Genomic DNA, 16,421 nt, shown 5'->3' on the forward strand with positions numbered 1-16,421 from the left:
AAGGATAGCAGACTGCCGGCCGGCAGCGCCCCGGGGCGTGGAGAAAATCCGGCCGCCGGGCTACCATGCGGGTATCGACGATAACGTTCATAGTGAGACCAACACGCCATGAGTGAGACCCCCATCGACAACCTGAACGTCCTGGCCCAGGATCCGCTGCCCACACCGGCCGAGCTCAAGGCGCGGCAGCCCCTCTCGGCGTCGGGCGAGGAGACCGTCAAGGCCGGCCGCGCTGCGGTGGAGGCGATCCTCGACGGCCGGGACCCGCGCCTGCTGGTGGTGATCGGCCCCTGCTCGATCCACGACCTTGACGCGGCCAAGGACTACGCCCGGCGACTGAAGGCGCTGCATGACGAGCTCAGTGACTCGCTGTTCATCGTCATGCGGGTGTACTTCGAAAAACCGCGCACCACGGTGGGCTGGAAGGGCCTGATCAATGACCCTTACATGGACGACAGTTTCGACATCGAGGAGGGGCTCCGCCGGGCCCGCGATCTTCTGCTGTATCTGGCGGAACTCGGGCTGCCCGCCGGTACCGAGGCGCTCGACCCGATTACACCGCAGTACCTGGGTGATCTGATCAGCTGGACCGCGATCGGTGCCCGCACCACCGAGTCGCAGACCCATCGCGAAATGGCCAGTGGCCTGTCAACGGCGGTCGGCTTCAAGAACGGGACCGACGGCAGCCTAGATGTGGCCATCAACGCCATGCGCTCGGCGGCGAGCCCGCACAGTTTTCTGGGGATCACCCAGCACGATGGCCGCTCGGCGATCATCCGCACCGCCGGCAATCGCTATGGACACGTGGTGCTGCGCGGCGGTGATCAGCCCAACTACGATTCGGTGAGCATTGCGCTGTGCGAAAAGGCGCTGGCGGACGAAGGGCTGTCGGCCTGCCTGATGGTGGACTGCAGCCATGCCAATTCGAACAAGGATCCGGGGCTGCAGCCGCTGGTCATGGATAATCTGGTCAATCAGATTGTCGAAGGAAACCGGTCGATCGTCGCAGTGATGATCGAGAGCCAGATCGGCTGGGGCAAGCAGAAGCTCGGCGACGATCCGTCGGCCCTTGAGTATGGCGTGTCGATCACCGATGGCTGCATTGACTGGGCGACCACTGAGCGTGTGCTGCGCGAGGGCGCGGCAAAACTCTCACAACCGCTTCAGGCGCGGATCGCCTGAGGCCGACAAGGAAAGATCGCGCTTGACCGCTCGGCCGGCGCGCAGTTGAATGAGCGGTCGAGCCAATGGAGGTAACCATGACCGATAATGCTTCTCTGCCCGTGCGCGGCATCGAGCCGTACCAGCCCGCCGACGATGAGGCCTACATGAGCGAGGCCCAGCTGGCGCATTTCGAGGCGATCCTCGGCGCGTGGAAACAGCAGCTGCAGGAAGAGGTGGAGCGCACGGTCAGTCATGTGCGTGATGACGCCAATCATTACGCCGATCCGGCCGACCGGGCGACTCAGGAAGAGGAGTTCGCCCTCGAGCTGCGCACCCGCGATCGCGAGCGCAAGCTGATCCGCAAGATCGACAAGACCCTGGAGCGGATCCGCAAGGACGACTACGGGTACTGCGATGAATGCGGTGTCGAGATCGGCATCCGCCGGCTCGAGGCCCGGCCGACCGCCACGCTGTGCGTCGACTGCAAGACGCTCGAGGAGATCCGCGAGAAACAGCGCGTCGCCTGAGCCGCGACGCCGGGTTTACTGTTCGGCCGACAGCTCGGTGAGCTGGTCGGCCTGGTGCTCGTTGATCAGCGGGTCGATCACTGATTCAAGATGGCCGGCGAGGATCGACTCCAGCTTGTACAGGGTCAGGTTGATCCGATGGTCGGTGACCCGGCCCTGCGGGAAGTTGTAGGTACGGATGCGATCGGATCGATCACCGGTGCCCACCAGCTGGCGTCGGGTCTCGGTCCGCTCGGCCACCGCCGCATCCCGCTGCTGGTCCATCAATCTCGCCTGCAGCAGGGACAGGGCCCTGGCCCGGTTTTTGTGCTGAGAGCGTTCCTCCTGGCATTCCACGACCACGCCACTGGGCAGATGCGTCATGCGCACGGCCGAGTCCGTCTTGTTGACGTGCTGCCCTCCGGCGCCGGAGGCCCGGAAGGTGTCCACGCGAAGATCCGCGGGGTTGATCTCGATTTCATCAATTTCCGCGGCTTCGGGCAGGATGGCGACCGTGCAGGCCGAGGTGTGGATGCGGCCCTGGGACTCGGTGGCGGGCACGCGCTGGACCCGGTGAGCGCCGGATTCGAACTTGAGCCTTGAGTAGACCCGATCGCCGGCGATGCGCGCCACCACTTCGCGGTAGCCGCCCTGTTCGCCGGGGCTTTCACTGAGCAGCTCGGTCCGCCAGCCCTGCTGTTCGGCGTAGCGTAGATACATCCGCAGCAGATCGCCGGCGAAAAGCGCGGCCTCGTCCCCGCCGGTTCCGGCACGGATCTCGACGAAGGTGTTGCGGGTGTCGTTGGGATCTTCGGGGATCATCAGCAGCGTCAGATCCCGCTCAAGCGACTCGAGACGGCGACGGGCGGTGGCAATTTCCTCTTCGGCCAGCGCCCGCATCGCCTCGTCGCCGTCCTCGGCCAGCTCCTCGGCGTGGGCCAGATCGGTTTCCGCCGATTCGAACGCCGTCAGCGTGGCCGCCAGCGGTTCGAGTCGCGAGTACTCCTGCGAGAGGCGGGTGAACTCGCGGTTGTCGCCGATCACCTCGGGGTCGGCGAGCAACTGCTCGATCTCTTCATGGCGCTCCAGAAGGCTCTGGAGCTTGCGGCGCAGATTGTCGTTCATTCGTCGTCGTCCCGGCTTTCGTCGATGCCCAGCATGCGACGACTCTGCCGGATGGTTTCCGGATCGCCACTGCGGGCCGCCTCACGCAGGCCCAGCGTGGGCAGATGCAGGAGTTTGCGGGTCAGCCGGTGCGCCAGTGCCTCCAGCACCTGTTCCGGGGGCTGGCCGGCGCTGATCTCGCGGCGTGCCTGCTCCAGGGCATACTCGCGCTGTCGCTCGCCGTGGCGCCGAAAGCGTCGGATGGCGCTGACCGCATCGAGGGTGCGCACCCAGTCCATGAACCGGTCGGCCTGCTCCTGGACCAGGGCCTCCGCCTCGGTAGCGGCCGCCGCGCGGTTGCGCTGATTGCGGTCGATGACATCGCGCAGGTCATCGACAGTGTACAGGTAGACATCCTCGAGCTGGTCGATGCGGGTCTCGATATCCCGCGGCACTGCCAGATCGACCATGAACACCGGCTCATGGCGGCGCTGGCGCAGGCTTGCGCGGACCTGATCATAGTGGAGGACCGGCTCGGGGCTGGCCGTGCAGGAGATGATGATGTCGGCACGGGGCAGGAACGCCTCAAGCTCGTCCAGTCCCAGCGCGCTGCCGCCACAGGTGCTTGCCAGTGACTCGGCCCGTTCGCGGCTGCGGTTGGCGATGACCAGCTCACCCATGCCCTGCTCGCGGAAGTGCCGGGCGGTGAGTTCGATCATCTCCCCGGCGCCGATCAGCAGCGCGCGCCGGCGATCCAGTCGATCGAAGATCTGACGGGCCAGGGTGACCGCGGCAAACGCCACCGACACCGGATGGGCCCCGATCGCCGTCTCGGTGCGCACGCGCTTCGCCAACGAAAACGCATGCTGGAAAAGCCGGTCCAGGATCTGCCCCAGAAGACCGGCGCCGGCGGCCGAGTGATAGGCCAGTTTGGCCTGGCCGAGGATCTGCGGTTCGCCCAGCACCAGCGAGTCCAGGCCCGCGGCCACCCGCAGGAGATGGACAACGGCATCCCGGCCCTCGAGTGTGTAGAGATACGGATCGAGCCAGTCCGGGTCCAGATCCTGTTGCTGGGCCAGCCAGCGATGCAGGATGGCCGGAGTGGCCTCGGGCGCCAGGACCGCGTAGATCTCGGTGCGGTTGCAGGTGGACAATACCGCCGCTTCGCGCACGCCGGGGCGCTCGGCGAGCGCGGACAGTGCACTGTCCAGCGTTTCCGCCGACAACACCACCTGCTCGCGGACGGCGAGCGGTGCGGATTCGTGGTTGAGCCCCAGGGTGACGACTGGCATCGGGATCCGGTTGACTGGAATGTGGCAGATTGTAGGGCAGCATTGCCTCAACACAAGTAGGATACGGGGTCGATGAAAAGGTTCGCGACTCGACATTGGCGACAGGCCCGCTGGCGGCGGGGGTTGGGGGGCTTTCTGGCCGTTGCCCTGATGGTGGCCTGTGCGCCGGTGAAGGACGACGGCCGGGCGGCGGTGGATCCCGTTGAAGCCTCGCCCCTGACCGGCGTGATGGCCGCCGAGCTCGCCGCCGCGCGGGGTGATGTGGAGCGCGCCAGCCGGCTCTACGATGCCGTCGGCGGACGCCTTGGCGACGCCGCCGCGGTGGAGCGGGGCGCGCGGCTGGCACTGCTTGCCGATGACCTGGCCGCCGCCCGGCGGCTGTCCGCGCGATGGATCGAGCTCGCTCCTGACAGTCGTGACGCCCTGCGCCTGCAGGGGCTTGTGAGGCTACGCAACGACGATGTCGAGGGGGCCGCGGCCCGGTTGCTTGAAAGCCTCCCGGATGACCCCGGGGAGCGTGATGTGGCCCTTGATGGGCTGGCGCGGCGCCTGTCCGATCGGGCACTGCCAGCGCAGTCCCTGCAGGTCATGGCGGCGATTGCCGACGCCCTGCCGCAATCCCGGGCGGCCCGACTGGCCCTGGCCCGGGTGGCGATCGCTCGTGAGGCGCCGCGGATCGCCCTCGAGGCGGTCGATCAGGCGCTCGATCGGCAACCGGACCTGCGCAGTGCCCGCCTGCTGCGCGCCGATGCCCTGCTGGCACTGGACCGGCCTGACGCGGCATTCGCGATCTTTGCTGAATTGCTGGCGGCGTCGCCGGATAATGCCTCGCTGCGCTTCGAATACGCCCGGGCCCTGCTCGAGCGCGAGCGTGAGGCCGCCGCCCTCGAGGAATTCCGGCAGCTGGTCGAGGCGGGCGCGACACAGCCGCGGATGCTCAATGCCGCCATTGTTCTGGCGTTGCGCAGCGGCGCGGATGAACTGGCGCTGACGGCGCTGCGCCGGCTCAGGGCGGGCGCCGGCTCGGCCACGCGCCGGAGTCTGCTGCTGGAGGGCCGGCTGCTGCGCCGGCTCGGCCGGACCGGTGAGAGCCTCGAGGTCTACAACCGTGCGCTCGAGGGGCGGAGTGCGGATGCCGAACTGCGCTACGCGCGTGCCATGGCGCGGATTGCCACGGATGATCTCGCCGGTGCGGAGACCGATCTGCGCCGCATCATTCGGGACGATCCGGCCCATGCCGAGGCCCTCAATGCCCTCGGCTACACCCTGGTGGATCAGACCCCGCGCATCGACGAGGGCGCCGCCCTGATTGAAGAGGCCTACCGGATCCGCCCCGAATCGGCGGCGATCATCGACAGCATGGGTTGGGCGGAATACCGTCAGGGCCGGCCTGCCGCGGCGCTTGAGTATCTGCGGCGTGCCCACGAAATGACCGATGGCGCCCCGGAGATCGCCGCGCATCTGGGAGAGGTGCTCTGGGTGCTGGGACGGCGCGACGAAGCACGGGCCATCTGGCGGGCGGCCGCGTCCGGTCACAGTGATCACCCGGTGCTGGAGGAGACCATGGAGCGTTTGAATTGAACCGGTGGCGGCGCTTTGCGGGTCTGGCGGCGGCGTTGACGCTGGGCGTGCTGCTGGCCGGCTGCGCGGTTCGGCCGCCAGCCCCCGAGGTGAGCGATGACAGCGTGCGGCTGGCCGACTGGACGCCGCCGGCCGCCCCGGACGCGTGGCAGCTCAACGGCCGCACGTCGCTGCAACTGGGTGAACAGGGGGCGACCGCTGCGCTGACCTGGCGTCAGGATCAAGCGGCATACCGAATAGATCTGCGCGGCGCGCTGGGTGCCGGAAGCCTGCGCATCACTGGCGACGCCGACGGGGTTACGGTGCGTACGGCCGATGGCGGACGCTACCGTGCCGAGAGCCCGCGTGAACTGGTACGGGCGGTCACTGGTTACGATCTGCCGGTGGGTTTTCTGCGCTACTGGGTGACCGGGCAACCGGTGCCATGGCTCGAGGGGCGCGTCACTCTGGATCCCGCGGGGCGCCCGGGCGTGATCCGTCAGGGCGGCTGGCGGGTGAGCTACGAGGCCTTCGAGTCGGTGGGCGGTTTCTCGCTCCCCGGACGCGTGGCCGTGACCCGGGCGGAGACGTCGGTCCGCATGGTGGTCCGCCACTGGTCGCCGGGGGGATGAGCCAGCGATCAACGGGCTGGCCGGCGCCGGCCAAGATCAATCGCTTCCTGCACATCACCGGCCGGCGGCCGGATGGCTATCACGCCCTCCAGACCCTGTTTCAGTTCATCGAACCCTGCGATGGGCTCGACTTTACGCTGACTGACGGCCCGGAGATCACCCGTGACGGCGGCGTTGCCGGGCTGCCGGCGGCGGATGATCTGGTGGTCCGCGCCGCCCGCGCCCTGCAGGCCCGGACCGGTTGCCGGGCCGGCGTGCATATTCATGTCGATAAACGCATCGCCGCCGGCGCTGGCCTGGGAGGGGGGTCCTCGGATGCCGCGACGACCCTCGTCGCCCTCAACGCGCTCTGGGGATGCGGCCTGAGCGGGACGGCCCTGGAGGCCATCGGTCTGGAGCTGGGGGCCGATGTCCCGGTCTTTGTCCGCGGCCGGGCGGCCTGGGCGGAGGGCGTGGGCGAGCGGTTGACGGTGGTGGAGGCCGACCGCCCGTGGCTGGTGGTTGTGGACCCGCGGGTCGAGGTCAGCACGGCGGCGGTGTTCGGTGATCCCAAATTGACACGGCATACTGAGCGTATAACAATATCCGGCTTCAAAACGATGGCCTTGCGCAATGACTGCGAGGCAACCGTCCGGCGGCTTTATCCGCCGGTCGCGAGCGCGATCGACGCGCTCTCGGAGTATGGGCCGTCGCGGCTCACAGGCACGGGGGGGTGTCTTTTTGCCTGTTTTGACGATCGCGACGCCGCCGAGCGGGCGCGCAGGGGCGTCGATGATCGTGGGACGGTCTGGGTGACGCGGGTAGCGAATCACTCGCCACTGCTCGATCGGCTCGCAATGCAGCAGGCATCATCAAATGGGGCGTAGCCAAGCGGTAAGGCACGGGGTTTTGATCCCCGGATGCGCAGGTTCGAATCCTGCCGCCCCAGCCACATATCAGGAGCAGGGTGCACACGCCATGGAAAACGGAAGCATGATGGTGTTCGCGGGGAACGCCAATCCGGATCTCGCCCGAGCCGTGGCCTCGCACCTCAAGACCCGCCTTGGCGATGCCGTGGTCACCAGCTTCAGCGATGGCGAGGTCCAGGTCGAGATCAACGAGCATGTGCGCGGCCATGACGTGTTCATCATCCAGCCGACCTGCGCGCCCACCAACGACAATCTCATGGAGCTGATGGTCATCGCGGATGCCCTGCGGCGATCATCGGCGGCGCGCATCACGGCGGTGGTTCCCTATTACGGCTACGCCCGTCAGGACCGCCGGCAGCGATCGCAGCGCGTGCCGATCACCGCCAAACTCGCCGCCGACATGATCACCACCGCGGGCATCAATCGGGTCATCACCGTTGATCTGCATGCCGACCAGATCCAGGGGTTTTTCAATATCCCCGTCGACAACGTCTATGCCTCGCCGGTCCTGCTGGGGGATATCTGGCGCCAGACCCATGCCGACAAGATCGTGGTATCGCCGGATGTCGGCGGTGTCCTGCGCGCCCGGGCCGTGGCGCGGCGCCTCGACAATGCCGATCTGGCCATCATCGACAAGCGCCGGCCGCGGGCCAATGAACTCGAGGTCATGAACATCATCGGTGATGTCGAGGACAAGACCTGCGTGATTGTCGACGACATCATCGACACCGCCGGGACGCTCTGCCAGGCGGCCGCCGCGCTCAAGGAACGGGGCGCCGGACGCGTGGTGGCGTATATCACCCACCCGGTCCTCTCGGGCCCCGCCATCGAGCGCATCGAAAACAGTCATCTGGACGAGCTGGTGGTCACCGACAGCATTCCGCTGTCCCCCGCCGCCGAGGCCAGTGACCGGATTCGCCAGCTGTCGCTGGCGGAAATGCTCGCCGAGACCATGCGGCGGGTGAACAACGACGAGTCGGTCAGCGAGCTTTTCGTCGACTGATCGTCCCAATCGCCCCTGGTCGCGGGGGCCCTGACGGAGAAAACTGCAATGAGTGTTGAACTGAAACTGGATGCCGCCGTACGCGACGACCAGGGCAAGGGTGCGAGCCGCCGCCTGCGTCGTGCCAAGCGGGTGCCCGGCATCCTCTACGGGGCGGGCAAGAAACCCGTGTCGCTGTCCTTTGACGAGGAACAGGTCCTGCGCCTGATGCGCGAGGAGACGTTCTTCTCCCAGATCCTCGATATCAAGGTCAAGGGCAAGCGGACCGAGAAGGCGATCCTCAAGGATCTGCAGCGTCACCCCTTCAAGCCACTGGTGACCCACATGGATCTGCTGCGGATCAAGGCCGGCGAGAAAATGCGCCAGCAGGTTCCGATCCATCTGCTGCATCAGGACGAGGCCATTGGCGTCAAGCAGGGCAACGGTGTGGTCCACCATGACCTGATCGAAATCGACGTGGAGTGTCTGCCGGACGATCTGCCGACCTCGATCGACGTCGATATCGCCCAGCTGGATGTCGGTGAATCCATCCACCTGTCACAGATCGATGCCCCCGAGGGCGTGGTCTTTCCCGGGCTGGATGTCGAGCACGACCATGATCCGGTGCTGGTCAGCATCCACATGCCGCGCAAGGCCGTCGAGGAAGACGAGGAAGGCGGCGAAGAGGGCGATGACAGCGCCGGAAGCGAGGCCGGTGAGGGCTCGGAGGAGCAGGACTGAGGCCTGTTGGTGCGTCTGATCGTCGGGCTCGGCAACCCCGGGCCCAAGTACGCGGGGACCCGGCATAATGCCGGGTTCTGGTTTGTGGAGCGGGTCGCGGAGCGACTCGGCGTGGATCTGCGCGCCGAGCGCAAATTCCACGGTGCCATCGGCCGTTATCGCGACGCGGGCCTGGATCTGCACCTGCTCTGCCCCGATACCTACATGAATCACAGCGGCCGGGCGGTGGCGGCGCTGGCGCGGTTTCATCGCATCCCCCCGGAAGCCATCCTCGTCGCCCACGACGAGATCGATCTGCCCGCGGGTGTGGTGCGGCTCAAGCGCGGCGGGGGGCATGGCGGCCACAATGGCCTGCGCGACATCATCCCGGCGCTGGGCAGCCGCGACTTCGCCCGACTGCGCATTGGTGTGGGACATCCGGGCAGCAGCGATCAGGTCATCGCCTACGTGCTCCACGCGCCGGGTCGGGCCGAGCGTACGGCCATTGATTCAGCCATTGATGCCGCCGCGGCCCAGGCACCGGCGCTGGCCGCCGGCGACTGGGACCGGGCGCAACAGCAGTTACACACGCGGGAGTAGAGCAATCCATGGGCTTTAAGTGCGGCATCGTGGGTCTGCCGAATGTCGGCAAGTCGACCCTGTTCAACGCCCTGACCAAAAACGGGATCCCGGCGGAGAACTATCCGTTCTGCACCATCGACCCGAACGTCGGCATTGTGCCGGTGCCGGATCCGCGCCTGGATCGGCTGGCTGCGCTGGTGCAGCCGAAAAGCGTCGTCCCCACCACCATGGAGTTCGTCGATATCGCCGGTCTGGTGGCGGGTGCGTCGCGCGGGGAGGGGCTTGGCAATCAGTTCCTCGCCAACATCCGCGAGACGGATGCGATCGCCCATGTGGTGCGCTGTTTTGAAAGCGATGATGTTCATCACGTCGAGGGTCGGGTGGATCCGGTCGCCGATATCGAGACCATCAACACCGAACTGCTGCTCGCGGACATGGAAACCGTTGATAAGGCCATTGACCGCTACGGCCGCCGCGCCAAGTCCAACGACAAGACCGCGATCGCGATGCGTGACGCCCTGCGATCCATGGCGGAAGGCCTTGATGCCGGCGAGCCGATCCGCGCGCAGACGCTGGATGACAGTGGCCGGGAGGTGCTCGGTGAGCTGCACCTGCTGACCGCCAAGCCGGTGCTCTACGTCGCCAATGTCAATGAAGAGGGTCTGGGCGGCAATGCCGCGCTGGCCCAGCTCGAGCAGCTGGCGGCCCGCGAGAATGCCCGCGTGGTGCCGGTGTGCGCGGCGATCGAGGCCGAGCTCTCGCAGCTTGACGAGGATGAGCGCAACGAGCTGCTGGCCGCCTATGATCTTGATGAGCCGGGCCTCAACCGCGTCATCCGCGCGGGCTACGCGCTGCTGTCGCTACAGACGTTCTTCACCGCTGGCCCCAAGGAAGTGCGGGCCTGGACGGTAACGGAGGGGGCCACTGCCCCCGAGGCCGCCAGTCGCATCCACAGCGACATCCAGCGTGGCTTCATCCGCGCCGAGGTGATCGCCGTCGACGAGTACCTGAGTGCGGGCGGCGAGCAGGCGGCGAAGGAAGCCGGGCGGATGCGTCTCGAGGGCAAGGAGTACATCATGCGGGACGGTGATGTCTGCCACTTCCGCTTCAACGTCTGAGGCATGGCGGGGGTTTGACAGCCACCCCCCGATCACCGGATACTCTGCGGTCTTCCGATCAGGCTACGTAGCTCAGCTGGTTAGAGCACATCACTCATAATGATGGGGTCGGTGGTTCGAATCCACCCGTAGCCACCACTTTCCCTAGAGCAGAAACAGCGTCGCCAGCCCCAGAAAGGCGGTAAAACCGACGATGTCGGTGACGGTGGTCAGAATGACGCCGCCGGCCAGGGCCGGGTCGATGCCAAACCGCTTGAGCACCAGGGGCACCAGCACGCCCGAGGCGGCCGCCGTGCCCAGGTTGATGGTCATGGCCGCGGCGATGATGATGCCGATGGTCGGCCGGCCGAACCACAGCAGCGCAATGCCCGCCAGAACCGCCGCCCAGAGCAGGCCGTTGAGCAGCCCGATCCCCAGTTCCTTGAGCAATAGCGCGCGACTGTTACGCGGTGCGATCTGGCCCAGCGCGAGGGCGCGGATGACCAGCGCCAGGGTCTGTGTGCCGGCGATGCCGCCCATGCTGGCGACCACCGGCATCAGCACGGCCAGCGCCACCACTTCCTGGATGGTCCCCTCGAACAGACCGATCACATAAGCGGCCAGCAGCGCCGTCACCAGGTTCAGCCCCAGCCAGCCGGCCCGCCGCCGGGTGCTGGACCAGACCGGCGCAAACAGGTCTTCTTCTTCGCCCAGACCCGCCATGCTCAGGATGGACTGCTCGGCCTCGTCGCGGATCACGTCGACCACGTCGTCGATGGTGATGCGCCCGATGAGACGGCCGCGGCCGTCGAGTACCGGCGCCGATATCAGGTCGCGGTCCTCGAACATGCGTGCCACTTCGCGATCCGACATCTCGGCCGGGATGACGACGGCCTCGGTATCCAGCAGGTCCTCGACCCGGCCCGCGGGGTCGCGGGTCAGCAGATCGCTGACGCGCAGGATCCCCAGGAAATGGTCATAACGGCTGACGACGAACAGATGATCGGTCAGCTCGGGCATCTCGCCGCGCATGCGCAGGTAACGGAACACCACGTCGAGGCTGACGTCCGGGCGCACGGTCACCGTATCGGTGTTCATCAGACCGCCGGCGCTGTCCTCGGGGTAGGCCAGGACGGCCTCGAGGCGCTGACGGTTCTGGTTGTCCATCGAGCGCAGGATCTCGCCGGTGAGCGTTCTCGGCAGGTCCTGCATGAAATCGGCCAGATCGTCCATGTCCATGCCGGAGGTGGCGGCCAGGAGCTCACGATCGTCCATTTCGCGGATCAGCCCGCCGCGCACCTCGTCGTTGACCTGAAGCAGCACTTCACCGCCGATTTCCTCATCCACCAGCTCCCAGAGGACCTTGCGCTGCGCGGTGGGGAAGGATTCCAGGAGATTGGCGATCTCCGAGGGATGAAGCGCGTTGAGCATGCGCTGGGCCTCGGGGACCGTCCCATCCTGCAGGAGGTCGGTGACCGTCTCGGCGATCCGGCCCTGTTTCTGCTCGCGCTCTTCGACCATGGAATGTTCCTGTCCGGGCTCAGTCGGCCTCGCCGAAGCCGTCGGCGATCAGCGCGGCGATGGCCTCCAGTGCCGCCTGCGCATCATCGCCGCGGGCGCGGAGTTCAATGTCGCTGCCCTGGCCGGCGGCCAGCATCATCAGGCCCATGATGCTCTTGGCGTTGGCGGTGTGGGTCTGGTGGCTGACCTGGATCTCGGCGGCATACTCACCGGCCAGGGCAGCGAAGCGGGCCGCTGCCCGGGCATGCAGCCCCAGCCGGTTGGCGATCTGCACGCGGCGTCGGTGAAGGGTCTCATCCGACGCCATGATTCGCTCCGGGCGGGTCAACGGCCGGCGCCACGGCCTCGAGGATACCATCACGGGCCGCCGCCAACGCCATACGCGCCAGCGACTCCAGCGATAACTCCGGGTAATTGAGCACACGCAGCAGCATGGGCAGATTGACGCCGGTGATCACCGGATAGCCCTGTCCGCGGGCCACCGCGATGGCGATATTGGCCGGCGTGGCGCCGAACGCATCCGTGAGGATCAGCACCCCGTCACCACTGTCCACGCCCGCCGCAGCCGCCTCGACCCGGCCGAGGGTGGTCTCCGGCGGGTCATGGGGGCCCGGGCTGAGGGTGGCGATGGCCAGCGGCAGCCGCGGCAGAATCCCTTCGGCGGTCTCCCGCAGGGCCTTGCCGACTCCCGGATGGGTGACAAGCAGCAGCCCGGCGCTCATGGCAGTTCCCGGTGCCGCACGGTGACGGCGGTGGCGTGCTCGCGCAGGTGGGCACCCAGCGCCTCGACCAGATAGACCGAGCGGTGCTGGCCCCCCGTGCAGCCGATGGCGATGGTCAGATAGCTGCGGTTCTCGGCCTCGAAGACCGGCAGCCAGTCATCCATGAACCCCTGGATCTGCTTGAGATAGCGGGCGACCAGCGGGCTGTCGGCCAGGAAGTCGGCCACGGCCCGGTCGCGCCCGGTCATCGGCCGCAGGGCGGGCTGCCAGTGCGGGTTCGGCAGGCAGCGGCTGTCAAAGACGAAATCGGCGTCGGTGGGGGTGCCGTGCTTGTAGCCGAATGATTCCAGCTGCACCGACAGATGCGTGCGCGATTCGGCCAGTCGGCTGCGAATGATCTGGCGCAGTTCATGCAACGTGGTCTGCGAGGTGTCCACGGTCAGATCGGCACGCTCGTGGAGCGGGACGAGGCGGGCACGTTCCCCCTTGATCGCTTCATTCAGCGGGATATCCGGCCCGCTCAGCGGATGGCGGCGGCGGGTTTCCGAGAAGCGCTTGAGCAGGGTGGCGTCATCCGCATCCAGAAAGACGATTTCGGTGTCCAGGCCGTGGGCGGCGATGGCGTCGAGGATGCCGGGAAAGCGACTCAGCGATGCGGGCTGGTTGCGTGCATCGATGCCCACGGCGTAGTCGGCTTCCTCGCCACTCATCGCAATGTGCTGACCGAATGCATCCAGCAGATCCACCGGCAGGTTGTCGATGCAGTAGAAGCCCGAGTCCTCCAGGGTGGCAAGGGCGACGCTCTTGCCCGATCCGGACAGGCCGCTGACGATGATCAGTCGCATGCGCTGGCCTCCGGGACCTTCCAGGGCCGCGGTGCGGTCACTGCCACAAGCTCGATGATCGCCGCGACCGGCCGCTCGGGCGACAGCGCCAGTTGGGCCAGTCCGATGCCGTGGATCGTCAGGGTCTGCCAGTCCGCCGTGGCGCTTGCCGGGCGTCGGGCCCGGGTCAGTTCGATGGCGCAGTCGATGGGTGACCAGTCGGCCACCGCACCGGTGCCGAAGTGATCGCCGACCGCAATGATCCCAGGCCCGCGCAGGCACAGCCGCCCGCGACCGGCGTCCGGTGCCCGGCCGATCAGCCGGTCACCGCGGTGTATGACCATCACGGCGTCATCGGCCACCAGCTGATGACCGGCGCGCAGCAGCATCAGCGCGGTGTCACTCTTGCCCATGCCCGCCTCGCCCCGAATCAGGACGCCCACACCGTTGACCCGCATCAGCGTCCCGGGGATCTGGCTCATGCGTCGGGCGCCCCGTCGTCGCTGCCGGTCATGGTGGCGTAGAGCTCGGCGTCGCTGCGGCACTGGCGCAGTCGCGTGCACAGGTGTTCGTCGCGAAACAGCTCCGCGAGCCGGGCGAGAATGCGCAGATGCTCATCGTTGCTGTGCTCAGGGACGAGGAGGGCGAGCAGCAGATCCACCGGCTGGCTGTCGGCGGCGTCGAAGGCGACGGGTGTATTCAGACGGACCAGGGCGGCACGCGGGGTCTCGATATCGGGACTGCGGGTATGGGGCAGTGCCACCCCGCGCCCCAGTCCGGTGCTGCCCAGACGCTCACGCACGATCAACCCCTCGAAGATGGCGCGCGTGGCGTCGCCGCCCGCCCGGGTATCGGCCATGAGTTGCTCGCTCATGCGCTCCAGGGCGCGTTTCTTGCTGGTGACGTCGACCCCGCACTGCGTGCGCGTCACCGACAGCAGTCGGGTAAGCTCCATGGTGCTCAGGGTTCCAGATTATCGCCGACGCGTCCCTGCTCCGGATGATGGTCGCTGCGCTTTTCCTTGTGCTTGACGACTTGGCGGTCCAGCTTGTCGACCAGCAGGTCGATGGCGGCATACATCTCGCTGGCGGTGGACTCGGCGAACAGCCGGGCGCCGCTGACCACCAGGGTGGCCTCCGCCTTACGGGTCTTTTTCTCGACGGTCAGAATCACATGGACGTCGACGACATGATCAAAGTGGCGCTCGAGGCGCTGGAATTTCTCCTCGACGTAGTCACGCAGCGCGTTGGTGACATCGACGTGATGGCCGGTGATGTCGATTTTCATGATTTCCCCTTATGTTTTCTTCTTCAGCGTAGCCGTTTGCGTTGGGTTGACGAGGCGATCCCCATGACTTCCCGGTATTTGGCCACGGTTCGCCGCGCCACGTGAATGCCCTCCCCACGCAGCGTCTCGGTCAGCCGTGAATCGCTGAGTGGCCTGGCCGGATCTTCTGCCGCCACCTGCCGGCGGATGCGCGCGCGAATGGCCGTCGCCGAGCACTCACCGCCGTCGGCCGTCGGGACATGGCTTGAGAAAAAATGCTTGAACTCCAGCGTCCCCTGGGGCGTGAGGATGTATTTCCGCGAGGTGATCCGCGATACGGTCGATTCATGCATGTCGATGGCCTCGGCGACATCGCGCAGCACCAGTGGCTGCATCGACTCTTCACCATACTCCAGAAACGCCTGCTGGCGCTCGACGACGCATTCGGCCACGCGCTGCAGCGTGTCGCGCCGCGACTCCAGGCTTTTGATCAGCCAGCGTGCCTCCTGCAGGTGATCGCGCAGCAGGCTGTTGTCACGGCTGCTGTCGCCCCGCCGGATCAGGCTCGCGTAGTAGTCGTTGATGCGCACCCGGGGCGAAGCCTCGGGGTTGATCTCGACCTGCCAGCGGCCGTTGACCCGCCGCACCCGACAGTCGGGGACAACGTAATCGGTGCGGGTTTCGCCGAATCGCGATCCGGGATGGGGGTCGAGTCGGCGGATCAGCGACAGGGCCACGTCCAGCTGTTCCTGGTCGACCTTCAGGTGCTCGCGCAGCGCGACCTGCCGGCCCGGGCTGAACAGTGACCAGTCGGCTTCAATGGCCTGGCGGGCGGTCTGGCGCCCGGGCGTGTCCGGCGGCATGGCGTCGATCTGGATCTGCAGTGCCTCGCGGGCGTCACGGGCGCCGATGCCGATCGGGTCCATGTGCTGGAGGATCGTGAGGACGGCGTTGATGTCGTCCTCGTCGATGTCGGCGTCGACATCGGCGTCGAGGGCGGACCGCAATTCGCTGACCGGCTCGGCCAGATGCCCGCGCTCGTCCAGGGCATCGATCAGTGCGGCGGCGATCTGGCGGTCGGTCGCGCCCAGGCTGGACAGATCGACCTGCCACTGCAGGTGATCGCGCAGCGAATCGGCGGGGGCCGCCTGGCGATCGAGAAAGTCGCTGCCGCCGTCGCCTTCCGCCGTGGCGCCCGCCGGCCCGTTATGACCGGTGTCATCCCAGTGCTCGGAGACCGCCATGCCCTCGCCCAGCTCGGTGGCGTCGGTGGCGTTCGAGCCCAGACGCTCTTCCGACGGATCGGGGGTGGCCGGCGTCGCCCCCTCGGGCGCGGCGGCTGCGGCGGCGTGATCGGTGTCGTCTTCGGGCTCGAGCATGACGTTGGACTCGAGCGCCTCGCGGATCTCGAGCGCCAGCTCGGCCGCCGGCAGCTGCAGCAACCGGATCGCCTGCTGCAGCTGGGGCGTCATGGTGAGCTGTTGACTGGCCCGAAGTTCAAGCGACTGCTTCATTGTTCCCCGCGTGCGAATTGGTCTGGA

General features: G+C 67.0%; 19 protein-coding genes and 2 tRNA genes. 11 read left to right on the top strand and 10 right to left on the bottom strand.

Annotated elements, in window-relative coordinates; genetic code table 11:
- The first annotated feature begins 108 nt into the window (after positions 1-108).
- Together BA899_RS06635 and dksA are read left to right on the top strand one after the other, a co-directional pair.
- On the top strand, positions 109-1,182 hold the full coding sequence (locus tag BA899_RS06635) for a 3-deoxy-7-phosphoheptulonate synthase (protein WP_159300138.1): 1,074 nt from the start codon (positions 109-111) through the stop codon (positions 1,180-1,182).
- Positions 1,183-1,259: 77 nt separating this feature from the next.
- The gene (gene dksA, locus BA899_RS06640) at positions 1,260-1,691 is read left to right on the top strand and encodes an RNA polymerase-binding protein DksA (RefSeq protein ID WP_159300139.1); all 432 of its coding nucleotides are present in this window, start codon (positions 1,260-1,262) and stop codon (positions 1,689-1,691) included.
- A gap of 15 nt (positions 1,692-1,706) precedes the next feature.
- Here dksA and prfA read toward each other — a convergent pair whose 3' ends face one another.
- Both prfA and hemA read right to left on the bottom strand, forming a co-directional pair.
- Complete coding sequence (gene prfA, locus BA899_RS06645; RefSeq protein WP_159300140.1) at positions 1,707-2,795, bottom strand: peptide chain release factor 1; 1,089 nt, start codon at positions 2,793-2,795, stop codon at positions 1,707-1,709.
- Positions 2,792-4,066: a glutamyl-tRNA reductase gene (gene hemA / locus BA899_RS06650; RefSeq protein WP_148122394.1), complete on the bottom strand. Its 1,275-nt coding sequence runs from the start codon at positions 4,064-4,066 to the stop codon at positions 2,792-2,794. The genes prfA and hemA overlap by 4 nt, the downstream gene beginning before the upstream one ends.
- Before the next feature lie 72 nt (positions 4,067-4,138).
- On the opposite strand from hemA, the gene BA899_RS06655 reads away from it, so the two are divergent.
- The 9 genes from BA899_RS06655 (at position 4,139) to BA899_RS06695 (ending at position 10,706) form a co-directional block, all read left to right on the top strand.
- Complete coding sequence (locus BA899_RS06655; RefSeq protein ID WP_159300141.1) at positions 4,139-5,647, top strand: tetratricopeptide repeat protein; 1,509 nt, start codon at positions 4,139-4,141, stop codon at positions 5,645-5,647.
- Positions 5,644-6,258 carry a lipoprotein insertase outer membrane protein LolB gene (gene lolB / locus BA899_RS06660; protein WP_148122392.1) on the top strand — a complete coding sequence of 205 codons (615 nt, stop codon included), beginning with the start codon at positions 5,644-5,646 and terminating at the stop codon, positions 6,256-6,258. Before BA899_RS06655 ends, lolB begins: the two co-directional genes overlap by 4 nt.
- On the top strand, positions 6,255-7,124 hold the full coding sequence (gene ispE / locus BA899_RS06665) for a 4-(cytidine 5'-diphospho)-2-C-methyl-D-erythritol kinase (RefSeq protein ID WP_159300142.1): 870 nt from the start codon (positions 6,255-6,257) through the stop codon (positions 7,122-7,124). Before lolB ends, ispE begins: the two co-directional genes overlap by 4 nt.
- A tRNA-Gln gene (locus BA899_RS06670) sits at positions 7,115-7,189 on the top strand. Before ispE ends, BA899_RS06670 begins: the two co-directional genes overlap by 10 nt.
- Before the next feature lie 26 nt (positions 7,190-7,215).
- Positions 7,216-8,169, top strand: a complete 954-nt coding sequence (locus BA899_RS06675) for a ribose-phosphate diphosphokinase (protein ID WP_110882909.1) — start codon at positions 7,216-7,218, stop codon at positions 8,167-8,169.
- A 48-nt stretch (positions 8,170-8,217) separates the two neighbouring features.
- Complete coding sequence (locus tag BA899_RS06680; RefSeq protein WP_148122390.1) at positions 8,218-8,889, top strand: 50S ribosomal protein L25/general stress protein Ctc; 672 nt, start codon at positions 8,218-8,220, stop codon at positions 8,887-8,889.
- A 6-nt stretch (positions 8,890-8,895) separates the two neighbouring features.
- Complete coding sequence (gene pth, locus BA899_RS06685) at positions 8,896-9,468, top strand: aminoacyl-tRNA hydrolase (RefSeq protein WP_370456326.1); 573 nt, start codon at positions 8,896-8,898, stop codon at positions 9,466-9,468.
- Positions 9,469-9,476: 8 nt separating this feature from the next.
- Entirely contained in the window at positions 9,477-10,568 is a 1,092-nt protein-coding gene (gene ychF / locus BA899_RS06690) for a redox-regulated ATPase YchF (RefSeq protein ID WP_159300143.1), read from the top strand.
- Between the two features lie 61 nt (positions 10,569-10,629).
- Positions 10,630-10,706 (top strand) — tRNA-Met (locus BA899_RS06695).
- A 6-nt stretch (positions 10,707-10,712) separates the two neighbouring features.
- Here the strand turns inward: BA899_RS06695 and mgtE are convergent.
- From mgtE to BA899_RS06735, 8 genes are read right to left on the bottom strand one after another with little or no spacing between them, the layout of a single operon-like run.
- Positions 10,713-12,068 (bottom strand): magnesium transporter, encoded by a 1,356-nt coding sequence (mgtE, locus tag BA899_RS06700; RefSeq protein WP_110882913.1) that lies wholly within the window; start codon positions 12,066-12,068, stop codon positions 10,713-10,715.
- A 19-nt stretch (positions 12,069-12,087) separates the two neighbouring features.
- Positions 12,088-12,375, bottom strand: a complete 288-nt coding sequence (locus BA899_RS06705; protein WP_144348011.1) for an HPr family phosphocarrier protein — start codon at positions 12,373-12,375, stop codon at positions 12,088-12,090.
- Complete coding sequence (locus BA899_RS06710; RefSeq protein ID WP_144348012.1) at positions 12,362-12,790, bottom strand: PTS sugar transporter subunit IIA; 429 nt, start codon at positions 12,788-12,790, stop codon at positions 12,362-12,364. Before BA899_RS06710 ends, BA899_RS06705 begins: the two co-directional genes overlap by 14 nt.
- Positions 12,787-13,635, bottom strand: coding sequence for an RNase adapter RapZ (gene rapZ / locus BA899_RS06715; protein ID WP_144348013.1), 849 nt, complete (start codon positions 13,633-13,635; stop codon positions 12,787-12,789). Before rapZ ends, BA899_RS06710 begins: the two co-directional genes overlap by 4 nt.
- Positions 13,626-14,096, bottom strand: a complete 471-nt coding sequence (locus tag BA899_RS06720; protein ID WP_159300144.1) for an HPr kinase/phosphorylase — start codon at positions 14,094-14,096, stop codon at positions 13,626-13,628. The genes rapZ and BA899_RS06720 overlap by 10 nt, the downstream gene beginning before the upstream one ends.
- Complete coding sequence (locus tag BA899_RS06725) at positions 14,093-14,569, bottom strand: PTS sugar transporter subunit IIA (protein WP_159300145.1); 477 nt, start codon at positions 14,567-14,569, stop codon at positions 14,093-14,095. Before BA899_RS06725 ends, BA899_RS06720 begins: the two co-directional genes overlap by 4 nt.
- Before the next feature lie 5 nt (positions 14,570-14,574).
- Positions 14,575-14,901, bottom strand: a complete 327-nt coding sequence (gene hpf, locus BA899_RS06730) for a ribosome hibernation-promoting factor, HPF/YfiA family (protein WP_148122384.1) — start codon at positions 14,899-14,901, stop codon at positions 14,575-14,577.
- Between the two features lie 23 nt (positions 14,902-14,924).
- Positions 14,925-16,394: an RNA polymerase factor sigma-54 gene (locus BA899_RS06735; protein ID WP_159300146.1), complete on the bottom strand. Its 1,470-nt coding sequence runs from the start codon at positions 16,392-16,394 to the stop codon at positions 14,925-14,927.
- Positions 16,395-16,421: the final 27 nt, after the last annotated feature.

This window comes from Spiribacter sp. SSL99 (genome assembly GCF_009805925.1).
GTDB lineage: Bacteria > Pseudomonadota > Gammaproteobacteria > Nitrococcales > Nitrococcaceae > Spiribacter > Spiribacter roseus.

Excerpts from the sequence above, each read along its gene's own strand:
- BA899_RS06680 (WP_148122390.1), top strand. The coding sequence starts at position 8,218 with ATGAGTGTTGAACTGAAACTGGATGCCGCCGTACGCGACGACCAGGGC.
- hemA (WP_148122394.1), bottom strand. The coding sequence starts at position 4,066 with ATGCCAGTCGTCACCCTGGGGCTCAACCACGAATCCGCACCGCTCGCC.
- ispE (WP_159300142.1), top strand. The coding sequence starts at position 6,255 with ATGAGCCAGCGATCAACGGGCTGGCCGGCGCCGGCCAAGATCAATCGC.
- rapZ (WP_144348013.1), bottom strand. The coding sequence starts at position 13,635 with ATGCGACTGATCATCGTCAGCGGCCTGTCCGGATCGGGCAAGAGCGTC.
- dksA (WP_159300139.1), top strand. The coding sequence starts at position 1,260 with ATGACCGATAATGCTTCTCTGCCCGTGCGCGGCATCGAGCCGTACCAG.
- prfA (WP_159300140.1), bottom strand. The coding sequence starts at position 2,795 with ATGAACGACAATCTGCGCCGCAAGCTCCAGAGCCTTCTGGAGCGCCAT.
- ychF (WP_159300143.1), top strand. The coding sequence starts at position 9,477 with ATGGGCTTTAAGTGCGGCATCGTGGGTCTGCCGAATGTCGGCAAGTCG.
- BA899_RS06725 (WP_159300145.1), bottom strand. The coding sequence starts at position 14,569 with ATGGAGCTTACCCGACTGCTGTCGGTGACGCGCACGCAGTGCGGGGTC.
- BA899_RS06720 (WP_159300144.1), bottom strand. The coding sequence starts at position 14,096 with ATGAGCCAGATCCCCGGGACGCTGATGCGGGTCAACGGTGTGGGCGTC.
- hpf (WP_148122384.1), bottom strand. The coding sequence starts at position 14,901 with ATGAAAATCGACATCACCGGCCATCACGTCGATGTCACCAACGCGCTG.
- BA899_RS06655 (WP_159300141.1), top strand. The coding sequence starts at position 4,139 with ATGAAAAGGTTCGCGACTCGACATTGGCGACAGGCCCGCTGGCGGCGG.
- BA899_RS06710 (WP_144348012.1), bottom strand. The coding sequence starts at position 12,790 with ATGAGCGCCGGGCTGCTGCTTGTCACCCATCCGGGAGTCGGCAAGGCC.
- mgtE (WP_110882913.1), bottom strand. The coding sequence starts at position 12,068 with ATGGTCGAAGAGCGCGAGCAGAAACAGGGCCGGATCGCCGAGACGGTC.
- BA899_RS06675 (WP_110882909.1), top strand. The coding sequence starts at position 7,216 with ATGGAAAACGGAAGCATGATGGTGTTCGCGGGGAACGCCAATCCGGAT.
- BA899_RS06635 (WP_159300138.1), top strand. The coding sequence starts at position 109 with ATGAGTGAGACCCCCATCGACAACCTGAACGTCCTGGCCCAGGATCCG.
- BA899_RS06705 (WP_144348011.1), bottom strand. The coding sequence starts at position 12,375 with ATGGCGTCGGATGAGACCCTTCACCGACGCCGCGTGCAGATCGCCAAC.
- BA899_RS06735 (WP_159300146.1), bottom strand. The coding sequence starts at position 16,394 with ATGAAGCAGTCGCTTGAACTTCGGGCCAGTCAACAGCTCACCATGACG.